The sequence below is a fragment of the Sphingomonas taxi genome, assembly GCF_000764535.1.
In the GTDB taxonomy this organism is placed as follows: Bacteria; Pseudomonadota; Alphaproteobacteria; order Sphingomonadales; family Sphingomonadaceae; genus Sphingomonas; species Sphingomonas taxi.
Window position 1 is genome coordinate 3,051,786 of the sequence record NZ_CP009571.1, and the last position, 26,072, is coordinate 3,077,857.

A 26,072-nucleotide genomic window follows, 5' to 3' on the forward strand; every position below is an offset into this window, starting at 1 on the left:
GGTTAAGCATAAGGAGAGGTACGGATGGCCAGGGTAGCGATCGTCACGGGTGGTACGCGTGGCATCGGCGAGGCGATCAGCCTCGCCTTGCAGGAAGCGGGCGTCACCGTCGCCGCCAATTATGCCGGCAACGACGAACGCGCCCGCGCCTTCACCGAGCGGACCGGCATCCGCGCGTTCAAATGGGACGTCGCCGACTTTGACGCCTGCCAGCAGGGCTGCGCGCAGGTCGCCGCGGAGCTCGGCCCGGTCGACATCGTCGTCAACAATGCCGGCATCACCCGCGACGGCACGATCCTGAAGCTCACCTATCAGGCGTGGAAAGAGGTGATCGACACCAATCTCGGCGGCTGTTTCAACATGGCGAAAGCGGTGTTCCCCGGCATGCGCGAACGCAAATGGGGGCGGATCGTCAACATCGGCTCGATCAACGGCCAGGCCGGCCAATATGGCCAGGTCAATTACGCCGCGGCGAAATCGGGCATCCACGGCTTCACCAAGGCGCTGGCGCAGGAGGGCGCGCGCGTCGGCGTGACGGTCAATGCGATCGCGCCGGGCTATATCGACACCGACATGGTCGCCGCGGTCCCCGGCGACGTGCTGGAGAAGATCGTCGCCAAGATCCCGGTCGGCCGCCTCGGCCAGGCGAGCGAGATCGCGCGCGGCGTCGCCTTCCTGTGCTCGGACGAAGCCGGCTTCGTGACCGGATCGACGCTGAGCATCAACGGCGGCCAGCATATGTATTGACCGTTCGAGGCGCGGCCACGCCCGCGCCGCTGCATGCAGCGCACGAACGGTCACGGCCGGCGGGTCGGCCAAGGCCGAACCCGTCCGACGACGGCTTTGCCGGCGTCCTGATTGGCCCCCGGCTGTCATCACGTCGCAGCGAGGAGAACGGCTGGGAGAGCGCACGCGGGCGGCCCGTCCCTCGAGCGAATCCCATGTCGTAACCACGCCCGTGCTCCCGCGAAAGCGGGAGCCCAGGAGTCACGTACGTCATCAGATGTTGCTCTGCTTGGCCCTGGGTTCCCGCCTTCGCGGGAACACATGCAGGGTTTGACAAAGGCCGGGCGAATCGCGCGTAAGCGAATAACCCGGGACGGCCCCAAGCCTCGCCATCGCCATCCCCGAACGACACGAAGCCCGGTCGCCATACGGCAACCGGGCTCCACCCCTCGAAACGCTACGCGAGGGCAAGCACTGCCGCTTAGCGGCAGTAACCGGGGCGATCCGAGCGTTCGACCGCGCGGCCGGCGAGCGCGCCCGCACCGGCGCCGAGCACCGTGCCGAGCGCACGGTCGCCGCGGGTGTCGATCGTGCGGCCGAGCAGGCCGCCGGCGATCGCGCCGACGATCGTGCCGGTGGTGCCGCTGTTGCAGCGCTGGCCGCCGCGATAGCCGCGATCGCCGTAATAGCCGCGACCGCCGCGATAGACGCGGTCGTCACGATAGCCGCGGTCGTAGCCGCGCTGCTCGTAGCCACGATCGTAGCCGCCGTAATAGCCGCGCTGCGCGGCGGCGGGGGTGGCGGGAACGAGGGCGGCGGCGGTCATCGCGAGGGCGGCGCCGGCGAGGCTCAGGGTCTTCATCATGGGTCTTCTCCCGAAAATCTGTCCAACTCGGCGGCGGCCCGGTGGGGGACCTTCCCGTCGTCGATGCACATCATTTGCCCGATTCGCGTTGAGCGGACCCTGAATGCCTCCGTTATCGTGCGTTCAGGCTATCGCCGCCGCGCCCGCCGCTTATGGAGGCGCGATGCGCGTCCTGTTCGTCGTCCTCGCCGTCCTGCTGATCGTCCCCGGCTGGACCGGGGAGGAGCGGCTGGCGCTGCTCGGCAACCGGCCGCAGCTGATCGCCACGCCGGTCGCGCTCGACCCGCACGATCCGCAGCGTCGGCGGCTGGGCTCGCTCACCTATCTCGGCGGGGTCGCGCTGCGCAGCCTCGATCCCGCCTTCGGTGGCTATTCGTCGCTGAGCGTCGTGCCGCAGGCCGACGGCGACCGCTTCACGCTGCTGAGCGACGGCGGCAACGCCGTCGCCTTCACGATGGGTGCCGATTGGGCGCCGCGCGCCTTGCGCTTCCGCAACCTGCCCGGCGGCCCCGGCATCGGCTGGGAGAAGCGCGACCGCGACAGCGAATCGATGGCGCGCGATTCGAAGACGGGGGCGATCTGGGTCGGTTTCGAACGCGCGAACGCGATCTGGCGCTATTCGGCCGGCTTCGCGCGGGCACAGGCGCAGCGCGCGCCGCGGGAGATGGCGGGCTGGCCCGACAACGGCGGCCCCGAATCGCTCGCCCGTATGCCCGACGGGCGATTCGTCACGATCAGCGAGATGCGGCACGTCCCCCGCTCGCGCTGGCATGGCCCCGAGGCGGCACGGCTCGCCAGCCGCGATGCGCTGATCTTTCCGGGCGATCCGATCGTCAGCCGGCCGCATCGCTTCGCCTATCTCGGCTACGGCCGCTTCGATCCCGCCGACGCGACCGCCTTGCCCAACGGCGATCTGCTGGTGCTCGATCGCGCCTTCCGCCTGCCCTATCGGTTCAGCAACCGGCTATCGCTGGTGCCCGCCGCGGCGATCCGGCCGGGGGCGGTGGTGCGTGGCAAGCTGCTGGCGACGCTCGACGCGCCGCTGATCCACGACAATTTCGAAGGCGTCGCGACGACGGTGGAACGGGGCCGCACGATCGTCTGGCTGGTGTCGGACGACAATCAGTCGATGCTGCAACGCACCCTGCTGCTCAAATTCCGGCTGGAGCGCTGAGCCGCGCGCAACGGCGAAAACCCGCCGCTCCCGGGGAGCGGCGGGTTTCGAACCACGGCAGTCGCGACGCGAAACGCTTAGGCGGCTTCCGCCGTCGACGTCGTCGCCAGCTTCTTGACGATCTCGCGCTTCAGGCGGCGGCAACGCAGCGAGAGCTTGTCCTCGCTGGTCTTGACCAGCCAATTGTCGAGGCCGCCGTTATGCTCGACCGAGCGCAGGCCGTGCGTCGAGACGCGCAGGCGGACGCCCTTTTCGAGCGAATCGGAGATCAGCGTGACGTTCTGCAGGTTGGGCAGGAACGTACGCTTGGTCTTGTTGTTGGCGTGGGAAACGTTGTTGCCCACCTGCCGGCCCTTGCCGGTCAGCTCGCAAATGCGCGACATGGTTTTTGATCCTGAATTCGGTTGCCCGGAAAGTCGGCGCCACTAGCGGCAATCGGCTCCGCCGTCAACCAGTGCCGTCCACCGGCGGCGATGCAACGGAGTCGCCGCACCGGCGTTGTTACGCCATCGTAAAGGTCGTCGGTAGGGGAAATCGCATGCGCACGTTGCTGGTACTGCTCGGGATCGTCGCGCTGCTCGTCGTCGCGGCGATGCAGTTCGGCCTGGTCAGCATCGATCAGACGCATCCTGCCGTCGTCCAGGCGCCGCAGTTCAAGGCGGACGTCGCCCGCGTCAGCGTCGGCACCGAGAACAAGACGGTCGCCGTTCCCACGGTCAACGTCGAAAAGCCCGCCAACGCGCAATAGGCTTTACCCGGTCGACCGGGACCGGCAGGGCGCGGCGATGTTCCCGCTGCCGATCCCGATGCGCCGCGCGCTCGACGCCGCGGCGGAGGCGGCGCTGGCCGGCGAGGTGCCGGTTGGCGCCGCGCTGGTCTGGCGCGGCGAGATCGTCGCGGTCGCCGCCAATTCGCCGCGCGCCCTGTGCGACCCCACCGCCCATGCCGAGATGCGCGTCATCCGCGCCGCCGCTGCCGCACTCGGCCGCGACCGGCTGGAGGACGCCGAACTGTGGGTGACGCTGGAGCCTTGCGCGATGTGCGCCGGCGCGATCGCGCATGCCCGGATCGCGCGGCTCTATTACGGCGCGAGCGACCCCAAGGGGGGTGCGGTGGAGCATGGGCCGCTGCTGTTCGCGCAGCCGACGCTGCATCACCGGCCGGAGATCTATGGCGGGATCGGCGAAAGCGAGGCGGCCGACCTGCTGCGGACGTTCTTCCGGTTGCGGCGATAGGGGCGCGACGGCGGGGAGTAGTTGCTTCGCGCGGAGGCGCGGAGAGGGTAAGTCGTGGATCACCCCCCCGATTTCGTCATCCCGGCGAACGCCGGGACCCATGGGTGCGGTGGTGGCAATGGTCCGCGAAACCCCGGCAGCACCGAGACCATGGGTCCCGACTTTCGTCGGGATGACGATCCGGGCGGGTGCGCGCCCACCATGAACGCGACACCCGCCGCGCCTCCGCGCGAGAACCTTCTTCGCTACCTCGCGCTAATAAAAGCGCCGCCCCGGCCCGGACCGAAGCGGCACTCCGGATCACCGCAGGTCGTTCTGCGAGATCGGCACGATCTTCACCTCGACGCGGCGGTTCGCCGCCCGCCCGGCATCGGTGTCGTTCGACGCGATCGGCTGCGTCTCGCCGAAGCCGCGCGTGCCGATTCGCGCCGGCTGCACGCCGCGGCTCGCGAGATAATCCGCCACCGAGGTCGCGCGCCGTTCCGACAGCGTCTGGTTATAGGAATCCGAACCGGTCGAATCGGTATGGCCGTACACGTCGATATAGGTCTGGTTGTACTGCGCCAGCGTCTCGGCGACCTGGTCGAGCGTGCGGCGGAACTGCGGCTGCACGTCGGCGCTGTTGTAGGCGAAGGTGATCCCCGACGGGATGTTGAGCACCAGATTGTCGCCCTCGCGCGTCACCTGCACGTCGGTGCCGGCGGTGCGGGCGCGCAGGTCGCGCTCCTGCTTGTCCATATAGGCGCCGATGCCGGCACCGGCGAGGCCGCCGATGCCCGCGCCGAGGATCTTCTCGGTCCGGTCGCGGCGTCCGCCGACGAGGTCGCCAAGCAGATAGCCGCCCAGCGCGCCGCCGATGCCGCCGATCGCGGTCTTTGAGATGCGGCGCTCGCCGGTCTCGGGATCGGTGGTGCAGGCGCTGGTGGTGACCAGCGCGGCGAGCGCCGCGGCGGCGAGGAACTTCGACTTCATGACAACCCTTTCACGTTCGTTCCCGGCTAAACTCGGGTCCGATATGGCTTGTTCCGCTAGCGATCTGAACCGCGGCTGACACGCATAATCACGTCATCGCGATACAGACAGTTGTCGCCGCGCGCGTTGTGCGGCAAAGACACGTCCGCCGATGGCACCGCTTCCGCCCTTCCCCTGGATCGACGTCGTGATCATCCTCGCATTGGTCGCGCTCAACGGCGTGTTCGCCATGAGCGAGCTGGCGATCGTGTCGTCGCGCAAGGCGCGGCTGGAGGCGATGGCGCGCTCGGGGCGCAAGGGGCCGGCCGCCGCGTTGAAGCTCGCCGCCGATCCCGGCAAGTTCCTGTCCTCGGTGCAGATCGGCATCACGCTGATCGGCATCCTCGCGGGTGCCTATTCGGGCTCCAGCCTCGGCGGGCCGACGGCGGCACGGCTGCAGGCGCTCGGCCTGTCGGCGGAGACGGCGCAGACCGCGGGCTTCGCATTGGTTATCGGCCTCACCACCTACGCCTCGCTGATCATCGGCGAGCTCGTCCCCAAGCAATTCGCGCTGCGCAAGCCCGAGACGGTGGCGTCGCTGGTCGCGTTGCCGATGCGCTATATCGCGGTGGTCTGCGCGCCGCTCGTCTGGCTGCTCGATTCATCGAGCGCTCTGGTCTTCCGCGTCCTCGGCCTCAATCGCGAATCGGAGGATCAGGTGACGGCGGAGGAGCTGCACCTGATCGTCGCCGAGGCGAGTAAGTCGGGCGTGATCGAGGAGCATGAGCGCACGATCATCTCGGGCGTCGTCCGCCTCGCCGACCGGCCGGTGCGCGAGGTGATGACGCCGCGCACCGAGGTCGACTGGCTCGACTGCAACCTCGGGCCGGAGGGCATCCGCGACACGCTGCTGGCGACGCCGCACACCCGCCTGCCGGTCGCCGACGGCTCGGTCGATGCGGTGATCGGCGTCGTCCAGGCGCGCGACATCGCCGCGGCGCTGTTCCGCGGGCAGGCGCTCGACCTGCGCAAGCTGATGCGCAAGGCGCCGGTGGTGATCGACCGGATCGATGCGATGGACGCGCTGATCGCGCTGCGTCAGGCCGAGGTGCCGATGGCGCTGATCCACGACGAATACGGGCATTTCGAAGGCATCGTCACCCCCGCCGACCTGCTCGCGGCGATCGCCGGCGAATTCGCCAGCGACGCCGATCCCGACGATGCGCCCTCGGTCGTCGTGCGCGACGACGGCTCGCTGCTCGTTGCGGGCACGATGGCGGCGGATGCGCTCGCCGAACGGCTTGGCATCGATCTGCCCGAGGACCGCGATTATGCCACCGTCGCGGGGCTCGCGCTCGCCGCCTTCCGCCACCTGCCCGGCGAGGGCGAGAGCTTCGAGGAACAGGGCTGGCGGTTCGAGGTGGTCGACCTCGACGGCCGGCGGATCGACAAGTTGCTCGTCAGCGAGGCCTGACGGCGGGCCTGCCTTTCGTCATTCCGACGAAAGTCGGGACCCATGGATGCGCTGGTGGACAGGTGAGCACGCGACCTCGACGGGCATCGCGACCATGGGTCCCGGCCTTCGCCGGGATGACGATGGGAGTAGGGACCGAGCGAGCCACGCGCGCCCCTTCGCGGCTTCGCGGCTTCGCGGCTTCGCGGCTTCGCGTGAATCAATCCTGCGACACCCCGAGGAAAGTTTCCCCGCACCACACTGTCTTCGCACGAATCCACCCGCTCACCGCGACCGACATGCAAAGGACGCATTCAATTCATCGCCACTTCAGCTAATCGGGACGACGAGCATCGTCCGAACGACCAAGGCAGTTGAATGCTATCGCAGCGCGTCCACGCGGCCCGTCCCGCCTTCTCTCCGAATATCGCCCACCGCGCCGCCGCCGACACGCCCGGCTTCTCGCGTCCGACGATCGTCGCGGCATTGCTCGCCGGCCTGATCGCCACCGCCTGGCTGCTCCACCGCGCCGAACTCAGCGTCGCAGTGTGGAGCCGCAGCAACCTGCCGTTCGTGCTCGCCGCGGTCTGCGTCGCCGCATTGCGCAGCCATGTCGTGCCGCGCGGCTGGCGTCATGCCGCGGCGCTGCGCGACGGGGCGGGCTATTATGCGGTGTTCACGCTGATCGCGCTGACCGGCGCGGTGGCGAGCTATCCGCTCGCCGCGCTCACCCACGGCTATGCCGATCAGACGCTGCAACGGATCGACACCGCGCTCGGCTTCGACTGGCTCGCCTGGTACCGGACGGTGGCCGATCATCGCCCGCTGCAGATCCTCGGCATCGCCTGTTACGAAAGCATCTATCTCACCCCCGCGATCCTGCTCGGCTGGTTCGCCCGGACCGGCCAGCGGCGCGAGGCGCATCGCTTCCTCGCCGGCTTCTGGCTCGCCGCGATGCTGACGCTGGCGCTGTTCACGCTGATGCCGGCGATCGGGCCGCTGTCCTATCTATGGCGCGGCGCGGTGCCCTATATGCCGGTCAGCGAGACCTGGCAGTCGAACCTCATCCCGGCGCTGCGGGCGCATACCATCCACGCCGTCGATCTCGGCGCGCTGCGCGGGCTCGTCTCGGCGCCGAGTTTCCACGCCGCCGCCGGCACGCTCTACCTGCGCACGATCTGGCGGACGCCGCCGCTGCGCCGCTGGCTGACGTGGCTGGTCGCGGCGATGCTGCTCGCCACCCCAGTCGAGGGGACGCATTACCTCATCGACATGATCATCGGCGCCGCCGTCGCGATGCTGGCGATGGAGATCGTCGACCTGCTGCTCGCGCGCCGCCTAGCCGCTGTTGCGTAGTGCCGTCGCGACCGCGTTGATCGACAGCAGGATGCCCTCGCCGATGCGCGGATCGTCCTCGCCGGCGCGATGGCGCTTCATCAGCTCGATCTGGAGCAGGTTGAGCGGCTCGATATAGGGCAGCCGCAGCCGGATCGACGCATCGAGCGCCGGATGCTTTTCGAGCAACCGCGTCTGCCCGGTCACCTCGAGCAATCCGTCATGCGTCTGGTGCCAGGCATCGCGGATGCGGCCGAAGATGCCGCTGCGCAGCCCCTCGTCCTCGACCAGCTCGGCATAATGGCCGGCGATGGCGATGTCCGATTTGGCCAGCACCATCTCCATATTGGCAAGCGTCGAGGCGAACAGCGGCCAGCCCTGCGCCATCTCCCGGAGCAGCCCCTTGTCCGCGAAGCCGGCGATCGCCTGCCCGACGCCATACCAGCCCGGCAGCATCACGCGCGCCTGCGCCCAACTGAACACCCAGGGGATGGCGCGCAGATCCTCGATCGCATCGCTCTTCTTGCGGCTCGCGGGGCGGCTGCCGATCTTGAGCCCGGCGATCTCGCCGATCGGCGTCATCTGGCGGAAGAAGGTGCGGAAGCCTTCGGTGCCGTAGACGAGGCCGCGATAGGCGTGGAAGGCGGTGTCCGACAGCGCGTCCATCGCCGCGCAGAAATCGTCGTTCTCTGCATTCGACAGGCGCTCGGGTTCGAGGCTGGCGAGCAGCGTCGCCGCGGCGATCGCCTCGAGATTGGTCATCGCGCTGTCGCGGGTGCCGTATTTGGCGGCGATCACCTCGCCCTGTTCGGTGATGCGGATGCGCCCCTGCACCGTTCCCGACGGTTGCGCGCGGATCGCCGCGAACGCCGAGCCGCCGCCGCGCCCGACCGCGCCGCCGCGACCGTGGAACAGCTGCATGCCGACCCCCGCCGCCTCGAACACCGGCTTCAGCGCGGTCGACGCCTTGGACAATTGCCAGGTCGAGGTGAGATAGCCGCCATCCTTGTTGCTGTCCGAATAGCCGATCATCACTTCCTGATGGCCGCGCTTCGCTGCGATCGCGGCGATCTCGGGCAGCGCGAACCAGTCGGTCATGATCCCCGGCGCCGCTTCCAGATCGCCGACCGTCTCGAACAGCGGCACCGCCATCACCGCCGCGGTCGGTGCGTCGCCGGGCCGGTAGAGGCCGACCTCCTTGAGCAGCAGGTTGATCTCGAGCAGGTCGGACACCGACTGCGCCATCGAGACGATGTAATTGGTGATGCACGCCGGACCGTATTTCGCATGCGCCTCGGCGGCGGCCTGGACGATCGCCAGTTCGGACGTCGTCTCCTCCGAATAGGTCATGAAGCGGCTGGCGAGCGGCCGCGCATTGGCGAGTTCGCGGCGCAGCAACGCGACCCGCGCCGCTTCGTCGAGCGCGAGATAGTCCGCCTCGACGCCGGCGGTCTTGAGCAATTCGGCGACGACGCGTTCGTGCACCGCGCTGTTCTGGCGCAGGTCGAGCGTCGCGAGATGGAAGCCGAACGTCTCGACCGCTCGAATGAGCCGGCCGAGCGCGCCGCCGGTCTTGAGCGCTCCGGCTGTCGACAGGCCGTGCGCGATCGCGACGAGATCGGCGCGGAACGCCTGCGGATCGGGATAGGGTTCGCCGTGGAGATGGCCGGGGCGCGGCGCCGCCTTGCCGGTCAGCGCCTGATGCGTCGCGGCGAGCCGTGCGTAGATGCCGGACAGCGCGCGGCGATACGGTTCGTCCGCGCGGCTTTGCGCGGTATCGCCGCTCGCCTCGGCCAGCGCCTCGACCGCGGCGTCGACGGGGACGTGCTCGGTCGAGATCGACAGTTCGGCGCCGAGGGCGTGCACCCCCTCCAGATAGAAGCCGAGCACCGCCTCGCAGGCGCGCCCCAAAGCGGTCCGCAGCGAATCGGCGGTGACGAAGGGATTGCCGTCGCGGTCGCCGCCGATCCAGCTCCCCGGCCTGACGAAGCTCGGCACCCGCTCGCCGAACGCGCGGTCCCAGCGCTGGTAGAGCGCGGGCAGCGCCGGCAGGAACACCTCGCGCATATAGGACAGCGCCGTCTCGACCTCGTCGGTGACGTAGAGCCGCTCGCGGCGCAGCACGCGCGTCTGCCACAGCAAGGCGATCTGGCGGGTGATCGCATCGTCGACGCGGTCGCCGTCGGGCGTCTCGTCGCGGCCCATGTCCTTGAGTGCCATCAATTGCGCGATGCGGTTGCGATGGTCGATCATGCTCTTGCGCCGCACCTCGGTGGGATGCGCGGTGAGCACCGGGACGATCAGCGCATGGGCGAGCAATTGCTGCACCTGGTCGCGGCCGATCCCCTCGCCTGCCAGCTTGGCGAGCGCGGCGGCGACGTCGGCGCCCTGTTCGGCGGCGATCCCCTGCCGGTCCTCGGCGAGATTGGCGAGCATCGAGAACAGCATGAAGCCGCGGACGAAATCGAGCGTCTCGTCGAGGCCGAGGTTCTGGAGCTGCTGGTGGACGCTGTCGCTGCTGCCGGTGCCGCGATGCCGCTCGACCGAGGCGCGGCGGATCGCCTCGGTCGCCTCGAACAGCGCCTCGCCGCCATAAGCGCGGATGACGTCGCCGAGCTGCGCGCCGAGGAAGCGGACGTCGGGATTGTTGGCGATCGGCGGAAGCGAAGCGGGGTCGTGCGTGGCCATGGCCCGATGCTGCGCTGCGGCGGGAGTCGGGTCAACCGGTCATGGCGTTGGAGACGCGGGAAATCGCAGCGGGCTCCCGATTCGATTCGTCAGAAAAGAAGAATGGTTCGCGCGAAGACGCGAAGGTGTCGCGCTTGCAGCAGTCGCGGCCCGTCACATCAAGCCATTGCAATGACAGGGCCACGCTCGTCCCAGGCGGAACACCTTCGCGTCTTCGCGCGAACGAGACCTTCTGCATCCCGTCCCGGCGTCAGGTCCTTACTAGCGAGGGCCTACCGCGTGCTATTGCCCAGCGGATCGCCCGGCACCGGCGGTGTCGGCCGCGTCGCGGGCTCGCGGCCTGCATCGCGCGCCGCGCGCCATTCCTTTTCCTCTTCCGAGGTGACGGTGCCGTCGTGGTTGAGATCCATCTGGTCGAAGCGCTTGAGCGTGCCCTCGTCCCATTCGATCAGGCTGATGACGCCGTCGCCGTTGCGGTCGAGGCTCATCAGGCGGCTGTTCTGGCGGGGCAGTTCGGTCTTGTCGAGCCGGTCGTCGGCATTGCGGTCGAGCGTGCGGAAGCGGCGCTCCATCGTGCTGGTGAAGTCGACGCGGCTGGTCACCGCCGGTGGCACGAAGCCCGCGGCGTTCGCGTCCGCCTCCGCCACCTTGTCCTCGCGCGGGCCGCATCCGGCCACCGTACCCGCCGCGACAAGCGCCGCCGCCGCGATGATGATCCCCGTCCGCAAACCCGGTCTCCGTATCGTTACGCTTCCAGCTCAACGTCCCAGTAGAGCCAGTCGTGCCACGTGTCGTGGAGATAGTTGGGCGGAAAGGCGCGGCCATGTTCCTGCAGATGCCAGTTGGTCGGCCGGATCGGCTCGACGTACAGTGGCATATGCGCCTGTTTCGGCGTCCGCCCGCCCTTCTTGAGGTTGCACGGCGCGCAGGCGGTGACGACATTCTCCCACGTCGTCCGTCCGCCTTGCGCGCGCGGCACGACATGGTCGAAGGTCAGGTCGCGCCCGACGCCGCAATATTGGCAGGCGAAGCGGTCGCGCAGGAACAGGTTGAAGCGGGTGAACGCCGGAAACGCCGAAGGACGCACATATTGTTTGAGCGCGATCACCGAGGGCAGCTTGATCTCCGCCGTCGGGCTGCGCACCGAGCGTTCGTAGTGCGCGACGATGTCGACGCGATCGAGGAACACCGCCTTGATCGCGGTCTGCCACGGCCAGACGCTCAAGGGATAATAGGACAGCGGCGTATAATCGGCGTTGAGCACCAGCGCCGGACAATTGTCGGGGTGACGGATCAGATCGGGATGAAACACGGCTCCTCCCACGGATTACCCGCGGGCCATGTCGCCCACGAGAGTGACGCTGGTATGACAGCACGCCGCATCGATGCCGGTCAAGCCTTCTGCGGCGGGACGCGCGCGTGAGCCGCGTCGTCACCCGCTTCGCGCCGAGCCCGACCGGACGACTGCATCTCGGCCATGCCTTTGCGGCGTTGCAGGCGCACGATCATGCGCGTGACGCAGGTGGCGGTTTCCTGCTGCGCATCGAGGACATCGACGGCACGCGCAGCCGCGAGGGCTTCGTCGCCGGGATCGCCGAGGATCTGGCGTGGCTCGGCCTGACGTGGGACGGGCCGGTGCTGCGCCAGTCGACGCGGCTGGACGTCTATGACGCGGCGCTGGCCGGGCTGCGCGACAATGGCCTGCTCTATCCCTGTTTCTGCACCCGCGCCGATATCGCGGCGAGCGCCTCGGCACCGCATCAGGGGCCGGATGGCCTCGTCTATCCCGGCACCTGCCGCCATCTGCCCACTGCCGAGGCGGCGGCGCGAATCGCCGCGGGCGTACCACATGCATGGCGGCTGGCGACGGACCGCGCCGTCGCCCTCGCCGGCCCGCTCGACTGGACCGACGCGCTCGCGGGGCCGCAGCACGCCAACCCGGCGGCGTTCGGCGACGTCGTCCTCGCCCGCAAGGACGCCCCCGCCAGCTATCACCTCGCGGTGACGATCGACGACGCCGCGCAGGGGATCACCGACGTGGTGCGCGGCCGCGACCTGATGCGCGCGACCGACATCCACCGATTGCTGCAGGCGCTGCTCGGCCTGCCGACGCCGCGCTATCGCCACCATCCGCTGCTGCTCGGCCCCGACGGCACCCGCCTCGCCAAGCGCAACGGCGCCCCCGCGCTCGCCGATCTGCGCGCCGCGGGCGAGGACGGGGCGGCGCTGGCGGCGGCCCTGCGCGCCGGCCGGCTTCCCATTGGCTTTACCATCGCAAGCGCTTACCTATAGCGGATGAACACCTTTCTCGTCCTCCTGCTGATCGCGGCGATGCTGGCGACGGTGGTCGCATTGGTCCGGGGCGTCATCGCCTTCCTCCAGGAATCGCACGCGCAGGTCCGCGACGGCCAGGGGCCGTCCGCCGCCTCGCTCAAATCGAACAAGATGATGCAGATGCGCATCTTCTTTCAGGCGATCGCGATCCTGATCGTCGTGCTGATCCTGTTCCTCGCCGGACGCACCTGAGCCGTTGGTCAAGCTCAACCGCATCTACACGCGCACCGGCGACGCCGGCACGACCGGCCTCGTCGACGGCTCGCGCGTGTCGAAGGCCGATCCGCGCATGGCGGCGATCGGCGACGTCGACGAGGCGAACAGCGCGATCGGCGTCGCGATCGCCGCGCTCGGCGAGCGGGCGCCCGCCGCGGCGCTGCTGACCATCCAGAACGACCTGTTCGACCTCGGCGCCGATATCGCCACGCCCGCGGGGATCGACGGCGCGCTCCGCATCGTCCCCGCGCAGGTCACGCGGCTCGAGGCGGAGATCGACGCGATGAACGCCGATCTCGCGCCGCTGACCAGCTTCATCCTGCCCGGCGGCGATGCCGGTGCGGCGGCGCTGCATCTGGCCCGTGCTATCGTCCGCCGCGCCGAGCGCAGCGCGGTGGCGGTCGACGGGCTCAATCCGCCGGCGCTCGCCTACCTCAACCGCCTGTCCGACTGGCTGTTCGTCGCCACCCGCGTGGTCAACGGCGCGGGCGCCGGCGACATCCTCTGGCGGCCGGGCGCGAGCCGCTAGCTTCCTCCGGCCTCGCGGGACATTCCCCCGCCCCCTCCTTCCGCCCGGATTCTTTGTTCGCGCGAAGACGCGAAGACGCGAAGGTGTTCCGCCTGGGGCGAGCGTGGCCCTGTCATCGAAATGGCTTGATGTGATGGGCCGCGACTGCGGCAAGCGCGACACCTTCGCGTCTTCGCGTCTTCGCGCGAACCGTTCTTCTGTTCAGCGGAGCGCATCCGCCAACCGGATCAAGTGTGAAACAGCCTCGAACCCATCGAAATCGCGCGAAACGTCCATCCCGGCTGCAACCCTTTGCCGTTTCGCGCGCTGTCCTGACTTGCGTTAAGACGCGCGGGGGAGGCCAGCCATGTTGAAGATCGCACCTCAGCCGCTAACGCCGCTCGCCGAGCGCTTCTCTGCCGTCCGCGCACTGACGCTGGCGCTCGCCGCGCCGCTGTCCGACGCCGACGCCACCGTCCAGTCGATGCCCGACGCGTCGCCGACCAAATGGCATCTCGCGCATACGACGTGGTTCTTCGAGACCTTCGTGCTGCGCGACCACGTCTCCGGCTACCGCCTGCACGACGAACGCTTTCCGTTCCTGTTCAACAGCTATTACGAGGCCGAAGGGCGCCGCCACGCGCGCGATCGCCGCGGCATGATCACCCGTCCGACGCTTGACGAGGTCCGCGCCTATCGCGCCTATGTCGACGCGGCACTCGCCGCAGCGCTGCCCGACCTGCCCGAAGCGGCACGCGAGCTCGTCGCGCTCGGTTGCCATCACGAGGAGCAGCATCAGGAGCTGCTGGTCACCGACGTCCTGCATCTGTTCGGCGAGAATCCGCTCGAACCGGCGATCTGGCCTGCCGCGCCCAAGGTGCCGGTGGCGATGCCCGGGCCGGTGCGCTGGATCGACCATCCCGGCGGTATCGTCCGCATCGGCCATGACGGCGACGGCTTCGCCTTCGATTGCGAGGGGCCGCGCCACGACGCCCTGCTCGCGCCGCATGCCCTCGCCGACCGCACCGTCACCAACGGCGAATGGGCGGCGTTCATCGCCGACGGCGGCTATCGCGACCCAGCGCATTGGCTCGCCGACGGCTGGGCCTGGGTGAAGGCCGAGGGAATCGTCGCGCCGCTCTATTGGGAGGAGCGCGACGGCAAATGGACGCGCTTCGGCCTCGACGGCCGCCGCGCGATCGACCCCGCCGCGCCGGTGACCCACGTCAGCCTCTACGAGGCGGACGCCTATGCGAGCTGGGCGGGCGCGCGCCTGCCCACCGAATTCGAATGGGAGGCCGCGGCGCAGGCGCAGGACGCGCGCGGCGGCAATCAGATGGATGCCGCCGGCCCGGTCGAGCCGCGCCCGGCGTCCGGCCCCGCTTTCTTCGGCGACGTCTGGGAATGGACCGGTAGCGCCTATCGCCCCTATCCCGGCTTCCGCACGATCGAGGGCGCGGTCGGCGAGTATAACGGCAAGTTCATGAGCGGCCAGTTCGTGCTGCGCGGCGGCAGTTGCGCGACGCCGCGCGGCCATGCCCGCGCCAGCTACCGCAACTTCTTCTACCCGCATCAGCGCTGGCAGTTCACCGGCGTGCGGCTCGCCAAGGACCTCTGAATGTTGAAGCCCGAAGTCGAGGACGGCGAGCAGACGCTCGCCGATCCGCAGTTCCGCGCCGACGTGCTCGCCGGGCTGGAACGCCGGCCCCGCGCCATCCCCGCGCGCTGGTTCTACGACCGCCGCGGCTCCGAATTGTTCGAGGACATCACCAACGTCCCCGAATATTATCCGACGCGTACCGAGACTGCGATCCTCGAGACGATCTGTCCGGAAGTCGCGGACATCGCCGGTCGCGGCCGCGCGGTGGTCGAATTCGGCTCGGGCTCGTCGGTCAAGACGCCGCTGCTGCTGCGCTGCACCGAACCTTCCGCCTACGTCCCGATCGACATTTCGGGCGACTTCCTGCGCGACTCGTCGCGCGCGCTGTCGGAAGCCTTCCCCGGTCTGCTCGTGCTGCCGTTCGAGGCGGATTTCATGCGCCCGCTCACCCTGCCGGCGACGATCGCGGATACGCCCAAGCTCGGTTTCTTCCCGGGCTCGACGATCGGCAACATGATCCCGCTGATGGCGGTCGACCTGCTCCGCACGATGCGTGCGTCATTGGGCGAGGGTGCGATGCTGCTGATCGGCATGGACCGGATCAAGGACGAGGCGACTCTGGTCGCCGCCTATGACGATGCCGGCGGGGTCACCGCGGCGTTCAACCGCAATGTGCTCGACCGCATCAATCGTGAGCTTTCCGGCACGATTCCGGTCGAATCCTTCGCGCACGAGGCGCGCTGGAACGACGATCGCGCGCGCATCGAGATGCACCTCGTCGCCACCCGCGACGTCGCATTCACCGTCGACGGCCAGCCCTTCGCGATGGCGGCTGGAGAGAGTATCCACACCGAGAACAGCCACAAATACGGCTCGCGCGATGCGCGCATCCTGCTCCGTTCGGGCGGCTGGACACCGATCCGCGAATGGACCGATCCCGACGGTCTGTTCGGCCTGTTCCTCGCCGAGGCGCAGGCGGAGCGCCCCGCCCCCTGACGGCTGGCAGACGCGCCGAAAGCGGCTATGGCGCGTCAATAGCATAGGAGATGGACGTGGAGTCAGTCGGAGTCATCGGTTCGGGCCAGATGGGCGCGGGCATCGCACAGGTATCGGCGGCGGCGGGCTATCGCGTGTTCTTGAGCGACGTCTCGGTCGAGCGCGCCGAGGCGGGCAAGGCGGGGATCGCCAAATTGCTCGCCCGCGCGGTCGACAAGGAGAAGATCGACGCCGCGACCCGCGACGTGACGCTCGCCCGCATCGAACCCGTCGCCAATGTCGAGGCGATGGCCGATTGCGGCCTCGTCATCGAGGCGGCGACCGAGCGCGAGGAGATCAAGCGCGCGATTTTCGGCCAGGTCGGCAAGGTGCTCGGACCCGACGCGATCCTCGCCTCCAACACCTCGTCGATCCCGATCACCCGGCTGGCGCAGAGTTCGCCCGATCCGCAGCGCTTCATCGGCGTGCATTTCTTCAATCCGGTGCCGGTGATGGGCCTGATCGAGGTGATCCGCGGCCTCGCCACCTCCGACGCGACCGTCGGCGTGATCGAGGCCTATGCCGACCGGCTCGGCAAGGCGGTGGTCCGCGCCAACGACGCGCCGGGCTTCATCGTCAACCGCGTGCTGATGCCGATGATCAACGAGGCGGTGTTCGCGCTCGGCGAGGGCGTCGCGACGATCCGCGACATCGACCTCGCCTGCCAATTGGGGCTCAACCACCCGATGGGGCCGCTGACGCTCGCCGATTTCATCGGCCTCGACACCTGTCTGGAGATCACGCGGGTGTTGTTCGAGGGCACTGGCGACCCCAAGTTCCGCCCTGCCCCGCTGCTGGTGAAGTACGTCGAGGCCGGCTGGTACGGCCGCAAGACCGGCCGCGGCTTCTACGATTACAGCGGCGCCACTCCGGAGCCGACACGATGAGCCTCGACGATATGATGGTCGACACGCCCGACGGGCCGATGACCTACAAGGAATGGAAGAAGAAGAACCCGGTGCAGCTCCCCTCGCGCCGCACCAAGGGCAAGGATTTGCCCAACAAGGTCAAGATGCGGACGGACGAATAACTCATCGTCATCCTCATTATGTCATCCCCGCGCAGGCGGGGATCCAGACGCGCGGGTCCGCGCTTGAGCCGCACCGTCAGCGTCTATGGATCCCCGCCTCCGCGGGGATGACGATCGTTGGGGGGCGGGCGCGAAACCACATCGCATACACGCCCGCCAGCACCGCCAGAAACGGCACGCCATACACCAATGTCAGCGCGAACGGCGCGGTGAACGGCGTCGTCAGCAGGATCGCGACGATCGCCCCTGCCCCGGCGAGGCTCGTCCACGGATGCCCCCACAGCCGGAACGCCGCCGGCGCCCCATGCCGCCGCCGGAAGGCGAGATGCGTCACGAAGATCATCCCCCAGGTGAACAGCGCGCCGAAGATCGACACCGCGATCATCACCCCGAACGCCGCCTCCGGCCGCCACGCATAGACGCCACCCGCCACCGCGATCCCCCCGCCCGAGACGAGCAGCGCCGCCGCCGGCACGCCGCGCCGGTCGACCCGCGCCAGCGCACGCGGCGCGAGGCCGCTCTCGGCGAGGCTGAACAGCATCCGCGACGCCGCATAGAGCTGGCTATTCATCGCCGACAGCGCCGCGATCAGCACCACCGCGTTGAGCACGCCCGCGGCATAGGGCACGCCGCTCGCCTGCATCACCGTGACGAACGGGCTCGTCGCCGTCCCAGCCTGCGTCCACGGCACGATCGCCAGCATCACCGCGAGGCTGCCGAGATAGAAGAGCGCCAGCCGCAGCATCGTCGAGCGGAAGGCGCGGACGATCGCCCGTTCGGGATCGCGCGCCTCGCCCGCCGCGACCGCGATCATCTCGATGCTGATATAGCTGAAGATCGCGACGATCACCGCGGTCCAGATCCCGCCCAGCCCATGCGGCGCGAAGCCGCCGGCGTCGGTATAATGGGAAAAGCCGATGCCATGCGCGGCGATCACCCATGATCCGACCGCGATGAAGATCAGGATCGCCGCGATCTTGATCGCCGAGAAGACATATTCGACCGCGCCGAACAGCCGCACGCTGGCGAGGTTGACGCCGAGCAGCGCCAGCGAGAAACCGGCGATCCACCACAGGCCCGGCACCCCCGGCGCCCAGTAGCGCATGTAGATCGCCACCGCGGTCACCTCGGTGCCGATCGCGAGGATCACCGCCGCGGCATAGGCATAGCGGACGAGGAAGCCCGCGAACCGGCCGAGATAGCGTTCCGCGAACAGCCCGAACGACCCCGTCGCCGGATCGGCGACCGTCATCTCGGCAAGGCAGCCCATCAGCGCCAGCGTCACCAGCCCGCCGATCGCATAGCTCACCAGCACCGCCGGCCCGGCCAGCCCGATCGCGAGGCCGCTGCCGAGGAACAGCCCGGTGCCGACCGCGCCACCGATCGCGATCATCGCGAGCTGGCCCGGCCCGAGCGTGCGTCGCAAGCCGGTCATCGCGTGCGGCTCACCCGATCAGCAGCCCGGCGAGCGCCGCGCTCATCAGATTGGCGAGGCTGCCCGCCGCCAGCGCGCGCAGGCCCAGCCGCGCGATCGTCGGCCGCTGGTTGGGCGCGAGGCTGCCGGTCACCGCCATCTGGATCGCGATCGACGAGAAATTGGCGAAACCGCACAGCGCGAAGGTCACCACCGCGACGGTGCGCGGCGACAGGCTCGTTTGCGTGCCGAGATCGATATAGGCGACGAATTCGTTGAGCACGATCTTCTCGCCGAACAGCCCGCCGGCGATCCCCGCCTCGTTCCACGGCACGTTGAGCAGGAACATCACCGGCTGGAAGACATAGCCGAGCAGCGCCTGGAAGCTCAGCCCCGGCAACCCGACCATATTGCCCAGCCCGCCGAGCAGTCCGTTGGCGAGCGCCACCAAGGCGACGAAGGCCAGCACCATCGCGCCGACCGCCACCGCCAGCCGCACGCCGGTCTGTGCTCCCTGCGCGGCGGCCATGATGAGATTGGCGGGCTTTTCCTCGTCATGCGTCGCGTCGGGCAAAGGCTCGCCCGGCACGCCCTCGGGCAACAAGGCGGCAGGGCCGGCGCCGCTGATCCGCGCTTCCGCCAGCCGGATGTCGCGATTCTCGTCGGGCAAGTCGCCGAGCGGCAGCTCGCCTTCGGGGGTGACGCGGCGATCGGGCATGATGATCTTCGCCATCAAGATGCCGCCCGGCGCCGCCATAAAGCTCGCCGCGAGCAGATATTCGATGCGGATGCCCATCGAGGCATAGGCCGCGAGGATCGTGCCGGCGACGCCCGCCATACCGCTGGTCATCACCGTGAACACCTGCGGCGGGGTGAGGCCGGCGAGATAGGGGCGGATCACCAGCGGCGATTCCGACTGGCCGACGAAGATGTTCGCCGCCGCGCAGAGCGATTCGACCTTCGAGGTGCCGATGACGGTCTCGATCGCGCCGCCGACCCAGCGCACCACCACCTGCATCACGCCGAGATAATAGAGGATCGAGACGAGGCTGGCGAAGAAGATGATGACCGGCAGCGCCGCGATCGCGAAGCTCTGGCCGCCGATCTCGGGTGCGGCAAGCTTGCCGAACAGGAATTCGGTGCCCTTCTGCGAATAGCCGAGCAGCGCGGCGACCCCGGCCGAGGCGCCGGCGAGCGCCTGCCGCCCCGGCCCCCAATAAAGGACGACGGTGGCGATCAGCGCCTGCAACGCGAACGCCGCGCCGACGACGCGCAGCCGGATCGCGCGACGATCGGCGGAGAGCAGCACGGCGATGCCGAGGATGACGAGGATGCCGGCGACGCCGATCAGGATACGATGCATGATTCATCCCGCGGGGAAGTGAACGACGCGGCCCCCCGGCAGCGCGGCCGCACCATACACGGCGTTTATCAGGAGACTAGCGGCGAATGGGCGGGGGGACGCCCCCTCCCTTCCACATCCGTCATCCCCGCGAAGGCGGGGATCCAGACGCGCGGGTCCCGCTTACGCCGCACCGTCGGCGTATATGGATCCCCGCCTGCGCGGGGATGACATGGAATTCGAAGGTCGGGACCTAAACCGGCTGCGCCAGCAACCCCAGCGCCACCAGCTCGCGCCGCAGCGTCGGCTCGTCGGTGAAGTGCAACCCGATCAGCCCGACGCTGCGCGCGCCGTCGATGTTCGCCGCATTGTCGTCGATGAACACCGTCCGCGCCGCCGCCAGCCCGAACCGGTCGAGCGCCAGCCGGTAGATCGCCGGATCGGGCTTCACCATCTTCTCCACCCCCGACACGACGATGTCGCGGAAGCGATCGAACATCGCCGCCTCGCGCGCGCGGAACGGCGGCCAGAATTCGTGGCTGAAATTGGTGATCGCGAACAGCGGCACGTCCGCCGCCTCCAGCTCGTCGACCAGCGCCGCCATGCCGGCGATCGGCGCGCCGATACTCTCCAGGAACCGCGGTCCCCAGAGTCCGATCAGCGCCGCATGCTCCGGATACAGCGCGGCAAGCTCCGCCGAGGTCTCGGCGAAGTCGCGTCCAGCATCGTGCTGAAAATGCCATTCGTGCGTGACGACGTCGCGCAGGAACGCATCGAGCGCCCGATCGTCGTCGATCAGGCGCCGGTAGAGGATCCGCGGATCCCAGTCGTACAGGACCCGGCCGACATCGAAGATCACGGCCGTCGGGGCCGTGAGCGACACGTCGGCCGCGGGCATACCCAAAGGGTTAGCCCTGGCGCGCCTTGAAGCGGCGGTTGGTCTTGTTGATGACGTAGGTGCGGCCGCGGCGACGGATCACGCGATTGTCGCGATGACGGTCCTTGAGCGACTTCAGGCTATTGCGGATCTTCATGATCGATTCGCTTCTTTTCGAAATTGACGGTGTCGGTGAAAGCGCGAGCGCCTAAGGGCGGAGGCCGTAATAGTCAAGCAACGCCACACGCGTTAGAGCGTTTCCCAGACGCAACGTATCGCAAAGGTATCCCCGTGATGAGCATCCGTCCGTTCCTGGCCCTCGGCGTTGCCGCCGCGGCACTTGCAGGCTGCGCGACCACGTCGCCGCTCCCGCCGACGGAGGTGATCCGCTACCATCTCGGCGCGCCGATCGCGCGCGGCACGATCGCGGTCGAGCCGCTCTCGGGCGGCGCCCCCGCCAGCCTCGAGTTCAAGACCTATGCCGCCGCGGTCGAGGCCGAATTGCTCAAGGTCGGCTATACCTTGCCGGCGCAGGGTGCGACCCCCGATTATGTCGCCACCGTCGCCTTCACCCGCACCAGCCGCGAGGGCCCGCCGCGCCAGTCGCCGGTCAGCATCGGCATCGGCGGCGGCGGGTTCAGCGGCGGTGGTGGCCGCCGCGGCGGCGGTGGCGTCGGTCTGGGCGGCGGCATCGGCTTCCCGATCGGCAGGAGCCGTCCGACCGAATTGCTCGTCGCCGAGCTCGCGGTGACGATCAAACGCCGCGCCGACCAGTCGCCGGTCTGGGAAGGCAAGGCGCAGGGGATCAGCGACATCAAAGGCGCCGACCAGCAGGCCGGCAAGCTCGCCCGCGCGCTGTTCACCGGCTTTCCGGGCGATTCGGGCCGCACCATCACGGTGAGGTGACCGCCCTCGCCCTCACCCTGCGCCGCCTGCGGCGTCTTTCCCTCTCCCGGCGGGAGAGGGAGGCGCGCAGCGCCGGAAAGGGGTGAGGGTGAGGTCATCCCCTTCGCCAAGCATCCTCTACCAATCAGGCACGCCTCATGACCCTCAGCATCAACGCCGCCTTCGACGGCGGCAACATCCGCGTCGTCGCCATCGAGGGCGACCGCATCGACCTCGAGATCGTCAAGGACCACGAGTCCGACTTCTTCCAATGGTTCTATTTCCGCGTCGCCGGCGCGCACGGCCGACGGCTGCGCTTCCGCATCGTCAACGCCGGCCAGTCGGCCTATCCGTTCGGCTGGCCCGGCTACAGAACGCGCGTCAGCACCGACCGGCAGGCGTGGCGGATGATCGACACCACATATGACAAGGGCGTGCTGTCATTCGATTACGCGGTCGAGTCCGAACTCGCCTGGTTCGCCTATTTCGCGCCCTATACGATGGAGATGCACCACGATCTCGTCGCGCGCATCGCCGCCCGGCCCGGCGTCACGCATCGCGAGCTCGGCACCTCGCTCGACGGGCAGAGCATCGACTATTTCCGTATCGGCGACGGTCCCAAGCCGGTGTGGCTCTACGCCCGCCAGCATCCCGGCGAATCGATGACCGAATATTGGATGGAGGGCGCGCTCGACTGGCTGACCAGCCCCGCCGCCGCGCCGCTGCTCGCCAAGGCGACCGTCCATGTCGTCCCCAACATGAACCCCGACGGCACGCGCCGCGGCCATCTGCGCACCAATGCGGCGGGCGTGAACCTCAACCGCGAATGGCACGCGCCGACGCCCGAGCGCAGCCCCGAAGTGCTGTGCGTCCGCGATGCGATGGACGCGACCGGCGTCGCCTTCGCGATCGACGTCCATGGCGACGAGGCGATCCCGGCGAATTTCATCGCCGGCTTCGAGGGCATTCCCAACTGGACCGAAGAGCATGGCGCCAAATTCTACGCCTTCGGCCAACGCCTCGCCGAGCACACGCCCGATTTTCAGACCGAGAAAGGCTATGAGAAATCGAGCGCGGGCAATGCCAATCTCTCGATGTCGACCAACCAATTGGCGCAGCGCTTCGGCGCGGTGTCGGTGACGCTGGAGATGCCGTTCAAGGATCATGATCCCAATCCCGACGCCGAATTCGGCTGGTCGCCCGAACGCTCGCGCGCGCTCGGCGTGTCGTGTCTCGAAGTGCTCGCCGGGATGATCGACGAAATCTGATGGAGATCAGGCAGGACGATCCCGCCGCGCCTTATGTCGCGGACCTGCTCGCGCATCACCTCACGGAGTTGCGCGGGCAGATGGCGGATTACGCCTTCGCGCTCGATGCCGGCGGCCTGTCGGCGCCGGGCGTGACCTTCTGGACCGCGTGGCGCGATGGCACGCTGGTCGGCTTCGTCGCGCTCAAGCAGCTCGATCCGCGCCACGGCGAGGTCAAGTCGATGCGCGCCGCCCCGGCCGCGCGCGGCACCGGCGTCGGCCGGGCGCTGCTCGATCATGTCGTCGCGGTCGCCCGCGATCGCGGCTACGACCGGCTCAGCCTCGAAACCGGCACCGCCGCCCTGCACGCGCCCGCGGTCGCTTTGTATCGCAGCGCCGGCTTCATCGACACCGGGCCGTTCGCCGACTATCGGCCGAGCCCGCACAACCAGTTCTTCGCCCTCGACCTTCGTCCTCGACCCTAAAGGGAGCTTCCGATGCCGCGCCTCGTCCTGATCCGCCACGGCCAGTCCAGCTGGAACCTCGAAAACCGCTTCACCGGCTGGTGGGACGTCGACGTCACCGAAAAGGGCGCCGCCGAGGCGCGCGCCGCGGGCGAGATGATGGCCGCCAAGGGCCTCGACTTCGACATGACCTTCACCTCGCTGCAGACGCGCGCGATCAAGACGCTCAACCTCGCGCTCGAGGCGATGGGCCGGCTGTGGCTGCCGACCGAGAAGGACTGGCGTCTCAACGAGCGCCATTACGGCGGCCTCACCGGGCTCGACAAGGCGGAGACGTCGGCCAAGCACGGCGAGGCGCAGGTCAAGATCTGGCGCCGCAGCTTCGACGTGCCGCCGCCGCCGATGGAGGCCGGCAGCGACTATGACCTGTCGGCCGATCGCCGCTATGCCGGCATCGCCATCCCGGCAACCGAGAGCCTCAAGGACACGATCGCACGCGTCCTGCCTTATTACGAGGAGCGGATCGTGCCGGCACTGCGCGACGGCCAGCGCGTGCTGATCTCGGCGCACGGCAATTCGCTGCGCGCTTTGGTCAAGCATCTGTCGAACATCCCCGACGACGAGATCACCGGTCTAGAAATTCCGACCGCGCAGCCGATCGTCTACGAACTCGACGACGCACTGAACGCCACCGACCGTTATTATCTCAGCGAACGGTAAGTGTGGAGGGCGCCACGCCCTCCCCTCTTCCTTCGTCGTTTCGCGGGAACAGGGTCCTTGCGAACGTCCACCAGTGCTCCTGCGAACGCAGGAGCCCAGGAGTCTCGAACTCGATAAGCTGTTGCTTTGCTTGACCCTGGGTTCCTGCTTTCGCAGGAACACTGGAAAGCCCAAGTGACCGAGCGAACTCTAGAGAGGTTTCGGCTCCGCAGGGATGACGAAGGTGGCACCAGATTTTCGCCCCTGTCCTACACCGGTCCCACGCGCTAAACCCGCCGCGCTCTGTCTCATCGTGACCCCCGATCACCACCAAAACGGAAACGATAGACCCGGATCGTTTCCGTTAAGGTGTCCATCTTGTCCATGTCGTCCAACACGGGTGCGCGCCTGCCGGTGCAAGCCGTTGCCCTCCCTCCGCTCTGCCGCTAACCGCCGTCTATGACATTGGTCGGCATCATCATGGGTTCGACGTCCGATTGGGACACGATGCGGCACGCGGCGGACGTGCTCGCCGAACTGGGCGTCGCGCACGAGACGAAGGTCGTCTCCGCGCATCGCACTCCCGACCGGCTCTACGATTACGCCAAGACCGCGGCGGACCGCGGCCTCAAGGTCGTCATCGCCGGCGCCGGCGGCGCCGCGCACCTGCCCGGCATGGCCGCGGCGATGACGCACCTGCCGGTGCTCGGCGTGCCGGTCCAGAGCAAGGCGCTGTCGGGGCAGGACAGCCTGCTCTCGATCGTCCAGATGCCCGCCGGCATCCCGGTCGGCACGCTGGCGATCGGCAAGGCCGGCGCGACCAACGCCGGGCTGCTCGCCGCGGCGATCCTCGCGACGCACGATGTCGCGCTCGCCGAACGCCTGCAAGCCTGGCGCCAGCGGCAGACCGACGCGGTCGCCGACGAGCCCGCCTGATGCTCACTCCCGGCAGCACGATCGGCATCCTCGGCGGCGGGCAATTGGGCCGGATGCTCGCCGTCGCCGCAGCGCAGCTCGGCTATCGCACGCACGTGCTCGCCCCCGAGGCGGACAGCGTCGCGGCGCAGACCGCGGCGAGCCTGACCCGCGCCGATTACCACAATCGCATCGTCCTCGCCGACTTCGCCGCCGCCTGCGACGTCGTCACCTACGAGTTCGAGAATATCGCGCTCGGCCCGGTCGAATGGCTCGCCGAACGCGTGCCGGTCCATCCGCATCCCCGCGCCCTCGCCGCCGCGCAGGAGCGGATCGCCGAGAAGCGCTTCGTCGAGCGCGTCGGCGGCCGCCCGGCGCGCTGGGCCGCGGTCGACAGCCGCGAGACGCTGATCGCGGCGCTCGACCATGTCGGCACGCCCGCGGTGCTCAAGACCGCGCGCTTCGGCTATGACGGCAAGGGCCAGATGCGCCTCCACGGCCCCGCCGACGCCGATGCGGCGTGGGAGGCGATCGGCGGCCCCGCGGTGCTCGAGGCGTTCGTCGATTTCAGCCATGAATTCTCGATCCTGATCGCGCGCGGTCAGGACGGCGCCACCGTCCGCTACGACCCGCCGCAGAACGTCCATGTCGATGCGATCCTGCGCACGTCGCGCGTGCCGGCGCCGCAGCCGATCCTCGACCAGGCCGAGGAAGCGACCGCGCTCGCCTGCCGCATCGCTGCCGAGCTCGATTATGTCGGCGTGCTCGCCTGCGAATTCTTCGCCACCGCCGACGGCCCGGTGTTCAATGAAATGGCGCCGCGCGTCCACAACTCGGGCCATTGGACGATCGAGGGCGCCGAGACCTCGCAGTTCGAGAATCATATCCGCGCGATCTGCGGCCTGCCGCTCGGCAGCACCGCGCTGACGGGCAGCGCAGTGGCGCTCGAAAACCTGATCGGCGACGATGCGTGGCAGCCGGCGCTGACCGAGCCCGGCGCGCATCTCCACCTCTATGGCAAGGGCGCAGCGCGGCCCGGCCGCAAGATGGGCCACGTCACCCGCGTCCAGCGCTGAAAC

The 26,072-nt window shown here is 68.8% G+C and carries 29 protein-coding genes; 19 read left to right on the forward strand and 10 right to left on the reverse strand.

Translation table 11 applies throughout. From position 1 onward, the window contains the following. The first annotated feature begins 24 nt into the window (after positions 1 to 24). The gene (gene phbB / locus MC45_RS13900; RefSeq protein WP_038664319.1) at positions 25 to 747 is read left to right on the forward strand and encodes an acetoacetyl-CoA reductase; all 723 of its coding nucleotides are present in this window, start codon (positions 25 to 27) and stop codon (positions 745 to 747) included. A gap of 460 nt (positions 748 to 1,207) precedes the next feature. Here the strand turns inward: phbB and MC45_RS13905 are convergent, their stop codons facing one another. After that, entirely contained in the window at positions 1,208 to 1,591 is a 384-nt protein-coding gene (locus MC45_RS13905; RefSeq protein WP_038664322.1) for a glycine zipper 2TM domain-containing protein, read from the reverse strand. Positions 1,592 to 1,754: 163 nt separating this feature from the next. On the opposite strand from MC45_RS13905, the gene MC45_RS13910 reads away from it, so the two are divergent. Next, positions 1,755 to 2,765 (forward strand): esterase-like activity of phytase family protein, encoded by a 1,011-nt coding sequence (locus MC45_RS13910; RefSeq protein WP_038664325.1) that lies wholly within the window; start codon positions 1,755 to 1,757, stop codon positions 2,763 to 2,765. Between the two features lie 77 nt (positions 2,766 to 2,842). On the opposite strand, the gene rpmB is transcribed toward MC45_RS13910, so the two are convergent. After that, positions 2,843 to 3,148 carry a 50S ribosomal protein L28 gene (gene rpmB, locus MC45_RS13915; protein WP_038664329.1) on the reverse strand — a complete coding sequence of 102 codons (306 nt, stop codon included), beginning with the start codon at positions 3,146 to 3,148 and terminating at the stop codon, positions 2,843 to 2,845. Positions 3,149 to 3,303: 155 nt separating this feature from the next. Between rpmB and MC45_RS13920 the strand changes: the two genes are divergently transcribed. After that, positions 3,304 to 3,513 (forward strand): hypothetical protein, encoded by a 210-nt coding sequence (locus tag MC45_RS13920; RefSeq protein WP_038664332.1) that lies wholly within the window; start codon positions 3,304 to 3,306, stop codon positions 3,511 to 3,513. Positions 3,514 to 3,571: 58 nt separating this feature from the next. Next, entirely contained in the window at positions 3,572 to 4,000 is a 429-nt protein-coding gene (locus MC45_RS13925; protein ID WP_038667459.1) for a nucleoside deaminase, read from the forward strand. Positions 4,001 to 4,300: 300 nt separating this feature from the next. Here the strand turns inward: MC45_RS13925 and MC45_RS13930 are convergent, their stop codons facing one another. After that, the gene (locus MC45_RS13930; protein WP_038664335.1) at positions 4,301 to 4,972 is read right to left on the reverse strand and encodes a YiaD family glycine zipper/OmpA-like lipoprotein; all 672 of its coding nucleotides are present in this window, start codon (positions 4,970 to 4,972) and stop codon (positions 4,301 to 4,303) included. 151 nt (positions 4,973 to 5,123) lie between these two features. On the opposite strand from MC45_RS13930, the gene MC45_RS13935 reads away from it, so the two are divergent. Continuing rightward, entirely contained in the window at positions 5,124 to 6,425 is a 1,302-nt protein-coding gene (locus MC45_RS13935) for a hemolysin family protein (RefSeq protein WP_038664338.1), read from the forward strand. A 357-nt stretch (positions 6,426 to 6,782) separates the two neighbouring features. Further along, positions 6,783 to 7,760, forward strand: coding sequence for a phosphatase PAP2 family protein (locus MC45_RS13940; RefSeq protein WP_038664341.1), 978 nt, complete (start codon positions 6,783 to 6,785; stop codon positions 7,758 to 7,760). Here MC45_RS13940 and ppc read toward each other — a convergent pair. The 3 genes from ppc to MC45_RS13955 all read right to left on the reverse strand — a co-directional run bounded on the left by ppc (position 7,743) and on the right by MC45_RS13955 (position 11,739). After that, positions 7,743 to 10,427 carry a phosphoenolpyruvate carboxylase gene (ppc, locus tag MC45_RS13945; protein ID WP_038664344.1) on the reverse strand — a complete coding sequence of 895 codons (2,685 nt, stop codon included), beginning with the start codon at positions 10,425 to 10,427 and terminating at the stop codon, positions 7,743 to 7,745. The two genes, MC45_RS13940 and ppc, sit on opposite strands and share 18 nt — an antisense overlap. Positions 10,428 to 10,699: 272 nt before the next feature. Next, positions 10,700 to 11,155, reverse strand: a complete 456-nt coding sequence (locus MC45_RS13950) for an EF-hand domain-containing protein (RefSeq protein WP_245640731.1) — start codon at positions 11,153 to 11,155, stop codon at positions 10,700 to 10,702. Positions 11,156 to 11,172: 17 nt separating this feature from the next. Then, entirely contained in the window at positions 11,173 to 11,739 is a 567-nt protein-coding gene (locus tag MC45_RS13955; RefSeq protein ID WP_038664347.1) for an HNH endonuclease, read from the reverse strand. A gap of 107 nt (positions 11,740 to 11,846) precedes the next feature. Here MC45_RS13955 and gluQRS point away from each other — a divergent pair, with 107 nt between their 5' ends. The 7 genes from gluQRS (at position 11,847) to MC45_RS19595 (ending at position 17,150) form a co-directional block, all read left to right on the forward strand. Next, on the forward strand, positions 11,847 to 12,719 hold the full coding sequence (gene gluQRS / locus MC45_RS13960) for a tRNA glutamyl-Q(34) synthetase GluQRS (RefSeq protein ID WP_038664350.1): 873 nt from the start codon (positions 11,847 to 11,849) through the stop codon (positions 12,717 to 12,719). A 3-nt stretch (positions 12,720 to 12,722) separates the two neighbouring features. Beyond that, positions 12,723 to 12,953: a twin transmembrane helix small protein gene (locus tag MC45_RS13965; RefSeq protein ID WP_038664354.1), complete on the forward strand. Its 231-nt coding sequence runs from the start codon at positions 12,723 to 12,725 to the stop codon at positions 12,951 to 12,953. A 4-nt stretch (positions 12,954 to 12,957) separates the two neighbouring features. Next, complete coding sequence (locus MC45_RS13970; RefSeq protein ID WP_038664356.1) at positions 12,958 to 13,506, forward strand: cob(I)yrinic acid a,c-diamide adenosyltransferase; 549 nt, start codon at positions 12,958 to 12,960, stop codon at positions 13,504 to 13,506. Between the two features lie 346 nt (positions 13,507 to 13,852). Continuing rightward, positions 13,853 to 15,103: an ergothioneine biosynthesis protein EgtB gene (gene egtB, locus MC45_RS13975; protein WP_038664360.1), complete on the forward strand. Its 1,251-nt coding sequence runs from the start codon at positions 13,853 to 13,855 to the stop codon at positions 15,101 to 15,103. Next, positions 15,104 to 16,081 (forward strand): L-histidine N(alpha)-methyltransferase, encoded by a 978-nt coding sequence (gene egtD / locus MC45_RS13980; protein ID WP_038664362.1) that lies wholly within the window; start codon positions 15,104 to 15,106, stop codon positions 16,079 to 16,081. Positions 16,082 to 16,137: 56 nt separating this feature from the next. Continuing rightward, positions 16,138 to 17,007, forward strand: a complete 870-nt coding sequence (locus MC45_RS13985; RefSeq protein ID WP_038667465.1) for a 3-hydroxybutyryl-CoA dehydrogenase — start codon at positions 16,138 to 16,140, stop codon at positions 17,005 to 17,007. Continuing rightward, a complete protein-coding gene (locus MC45_RS19595) occupies positions 17,004 to 17,150 on the forward strand; it encodes a hypothetical protein (RefSeq protein WP_169742552.1) in 147 nt (48 codons plus the stop codon). Before MC45_RS13985 ends, MC45_RS19595 begins: the two co-directional genes overlap by 4 nt. A 76-nt stretch (positions 17,151 to 17,226) precedes the next feature. Here the strand turns inward: MC45_RS19595 and MC45_RS13990 are convergent, their stop codons facing one another. The 4 genes from MC45_RS13990 to ykgO form a co-directional block, all read right to left on the reverse strand. Next, positions 17,227 to 18,585, reverse strand: coding sequence for an amino acid permease (locus MC45_RS13990; RefSeq protein ID WP_081974445.1), 1,359 nt, complete (start codon positions 18,583 to 18,585; stop codon positions 17,227 to 17,229). 10 nt (positions 18,586 to 18,595) lie between these two features. Continuing rightward, positions 18,596 to 19,927 carry a NupC/NupG family nucleoside CNT transporter gene (locus tag MC45_RS13995; RefSeq protein WP_038664365.1) on the reverse strand — a complete coding sequence of 444 codons (1,332 nt, stop codon included), beginning with the start codon at positions 19,925 to 19,927 and terminating at the stop codon, positions 18,596 to 18,598. A 232-nt stretch (positions 19,928 to 20,159) separates the two neighbouring features. Further along, positions 20,160 to 20,789 carry an HAD family hydrolase gene (locus MC45_RS14000; protein ID WP_245640732.1) on the reverse strand — a complete coding sequence of 210 codons (630 nt, stop codon included), beginning with the start codon at positions 20,787 to 20,789 and terminating at the stop codon, positions 20,160 to 20,162. Between the two features lie 25 nt (positions 20,790 to 20,814). Beyond that, positions 20,815 to 20,940, reverse strand: a complete 126-nt coding sequence (gene ykgO, locus MC45_RS14005) for a type B 50S ribosomal protein L36 (RefSeq protein ID WP_003046794.1) — start codon at positions 20,938 to 20,940, stop codon at positions 20,815 to 20,817. A 137-nt stretch (positions 20,941 to 21,077) separates the two neighbouring features. Between ykgO and MC45_RS14010 the strand changes: the two genes are divergently transcribed. From MC45_RS14010 to MC45_RS14035, 6 genes are all read left to right on the forward strand, one after another. Next, positions 21,078 to 21,689, forward strand: coding sequence for a DUF4136 domain-containing protein (locus tag MC45_RS14010; RefSeq protein WP_038664373.1), 612 nt, complete (start codon positions 21,078 to 21,080; stop codon positions 21,687 to 21,689). 137 nt (positions 21,690 to 21,826) lie between these two features. Then, positions 21,827 to 22,936, forward strand: a complete 1,110-nt coding sequence (locus tag MC45_RS14015) for a M14 family metallopeptidase (RefSeq protein ID WP_038664376.1) — start codon at positions 21,827 to 21,829, stop codon at positions 22,934 to 22,936. Beyond that, positions 22,936 to 23,400, forward strand: a complete 465-nt coding sequence (locus MC45_RS14020; RefSeq protein ID WP_038664379.1) for a GNAT family N-acetyltransferase — start codon at positions 22,936 to 22,938, stop codon at positions 23,398 to 23,400. The genes MC45_RS14015 and MC45_RS14020 overlap by 1 nt, the downstream gene beginning before the upstream one ends. A 12-nt stretch (positions 23,401 to 23,412) precedes the next feature. After that, entirely contained in the window at positions 23,413 to 24,099 is a 687-nt protein-coding gene (gene gpmA / locus MC45_RS14025; protein ID WP_038664381.1) for a 2,3-diphosphoglycerate-dependent phosphoglycerate mutase, read from the forward strand. Between the two features lie 438 nt (positions 24,100 to 24,537). Further along, entirely contained in the window at positions 24,538 to 25,014 is a 477-nt protein-coding gene (purE, locus tag MC45_RS14030) for a 5-(carboxyamino)imidazole ribonucleotide mutase (protein WP_038664385.1), read from the forward strand. After that, a complete protein-coding gene (locus MC45_RS14035) occupies positions 25,014 to 26,069 on the forward strand; it encodes a 5-(carboxyamino)imidazole ribonucleotide synthase (RefSeq protein WP_038664388.1) in 1,056 nt (351 codons plus the stop codon). The genes purE and MC45_RS14035 overlap by 1 nt, the downstream gene beginning before the upstream one ends. The last annotated feature ends 3 nt before the right edge of the window (positions 26,070 to 26,072 follow it).

What these genes read in the sequence shown, in the direction of transcription:
- phbB (WP_038664319.1), top strand. Translation starts at nt 25, where the DNA reads ATGGCCAGGGTAGCGATCGTCACGGGTGGTACGCGTGGCATCGGCGAG.
- MC45_RS13905 (WP_038664322.1), bottom strand. Translation starts at nt 1,591, where the DNA reads ATGATGAAGACCCTGAGCCTCGCCGGCGCCGCCCTCGCGATGACCGCC.
- MC45_RS13910 (WP_038664325.1), top strand. Translation starts at nt 1,755, where the DNA reads ATGCGCGTCCTGTTCGTCGTCCTCGCCGTCCTGCTGATCGTCCCCGGC.
- rpmB (WP_038664329.1), bottom strand. Translation starts at nt 3,148, where the DNA reads ATGTCGCGCATTTGCGAGCTGACCGGCAAGGGCCGGCAGGTGGGCAAC.
- MC45_RS13920 (WP_038664332.1), top strand. Translation starts at nt 3,304, where the DNA reads ATGCGCACGTTGCTGGTACTGCTCGGGATCGTCGCGCTGCTCGTCGTC.
- MC45_RS13925 (WP_038667459.1), top strand. Translation starts at nt 3,572, where the DNA reads ATGCGCCGCGCGCTCGACGCCGCGGCGGAGGCGGCGCTGGCCGGCGAG.
- MC45_RS13930 (WP_038664335.1), bottom strand. Translation starts at nt 4,972, where the DNA reads ATGAAGTCGAAGTTCCTCGCCGCCGCGGCGCTCGCCGCGCTGGTCACC.
- MC45_RS13935 (WP_038664338.1), top strand. Translation starts at nt 5,124, where the DNA reads ATGGCACCGCTTCCGCCCTTCCCCTGGATCGACGTCGTGATCATCCTC.
- MC45_RS13940 (WP_038664341.1), top strand. Translation starts at nt 6,783, where the DNA reads ATGCTATCGCAGCGCGTCCACGCGGCCCGTCCCGCCTTCTCTCCGAAT.
- ppc (WP_038664344.1), bottom strand. Translation starts at nt 10,427, where the DNA reads ATGGCCACGCACGACCCCGCTTCGCTTCCGCCGATCGCCAACAATCCC.
- MC45_RS13965 (WP_038664354.1), top strand. Translation starts at nt 12,723, where the DNA reads ATGAACACCTTTCTCGTCCTCCTGCTGATCGCGGCGATGCTGGCGACG.
- egtB (WP_038664360.1), top strand. Translation starts at nt 13,853, where the DNA reads ATGTTGAAGATCGCACCTCAGCCGCTAACGCCGCTCGCCGAGCGCTTC.
- egtD (WP_038664362.1), top strand. Translation starts at nt 15,104, where the DNA reads ATGTTGAAGCCCGAAGTCGAGGACGGCGAGCAGACGCTCGCCGATCCG.
- MC45_RS19595 (WP_169742552.1), top strand. Translation starts at nt 17,004, where the DNA reads ATGAGCCTCGACGATATGATGGTCGACACGCCCGACGGGCCGATGACC.
- MC45_RS13990 (WP_081974445.1), bottom strand. Translation starts at nt 18,585, where the DNA reads ATGACCGGCTTGCGACGCACGCTCGGGCCGGGCCAGCTCGCGATGATC.
- MC45_RS13995 (WP_038664365.1), bottom strand. Translation starts at nt 19,927, where the DNA reads ATGCATCGTATCCTGATCGGCGTCGCCGGCATCCTCGTCATCCTCGGC.
- ykgO (WP_003046794.1), bottom strand. Translation starts at nt 20,940, where the DNA reads ATGAAGATCCGCAATAGCCTGAAGTCGCTCAAGGACCGTCATCGCGAC.
- MC45_RS14010 (WP_038664373.1), top strand. Translation starts at nt 21,078, where the DNA reads ATGAGCATCCGTCCGTTCCTGGCCCTCGGCGTTGCCGCCGCGGCACTT.
- MC45_RS14015 (WP_038664376.1), top strand. Translation starts at nt 21,827, where the DNA reads ATGACCCTCAGCATCAACGCCGCCTTCGACGGCGGCAACATCCGCGTC.
- MC45_RS14020 (WP_038664379.1), top strand. Translation starts at nt 22,936, where the DNA reads ATGGAGATCAGGCAGGACGATCCCGCCGCGCCTTATGTCGCGGACCTG.
- gpmA (WP_038664381.1), top strand. Translation starts at nt 23,413, where the DNA reads ATGCCGCGCCTCGTCCTGATCCGCCACGGCCAGTCCAGCTGGAACCTC.
- purE (WP_038664385.1), top strand. Translation starts at nt 24,538, where the DNA reads ATGACATTGGTCGGCATCATCATGGGTTCGACGTCCGATTGGGACACG.
- MC45_RS14035 (WP_038664388.1), top strand. Translation starts at nt 25,014, where the DNA reads ATGCTCACTCCCGGCAGCACGATCGGCATCCTCGGCGGCGGGCAATTG.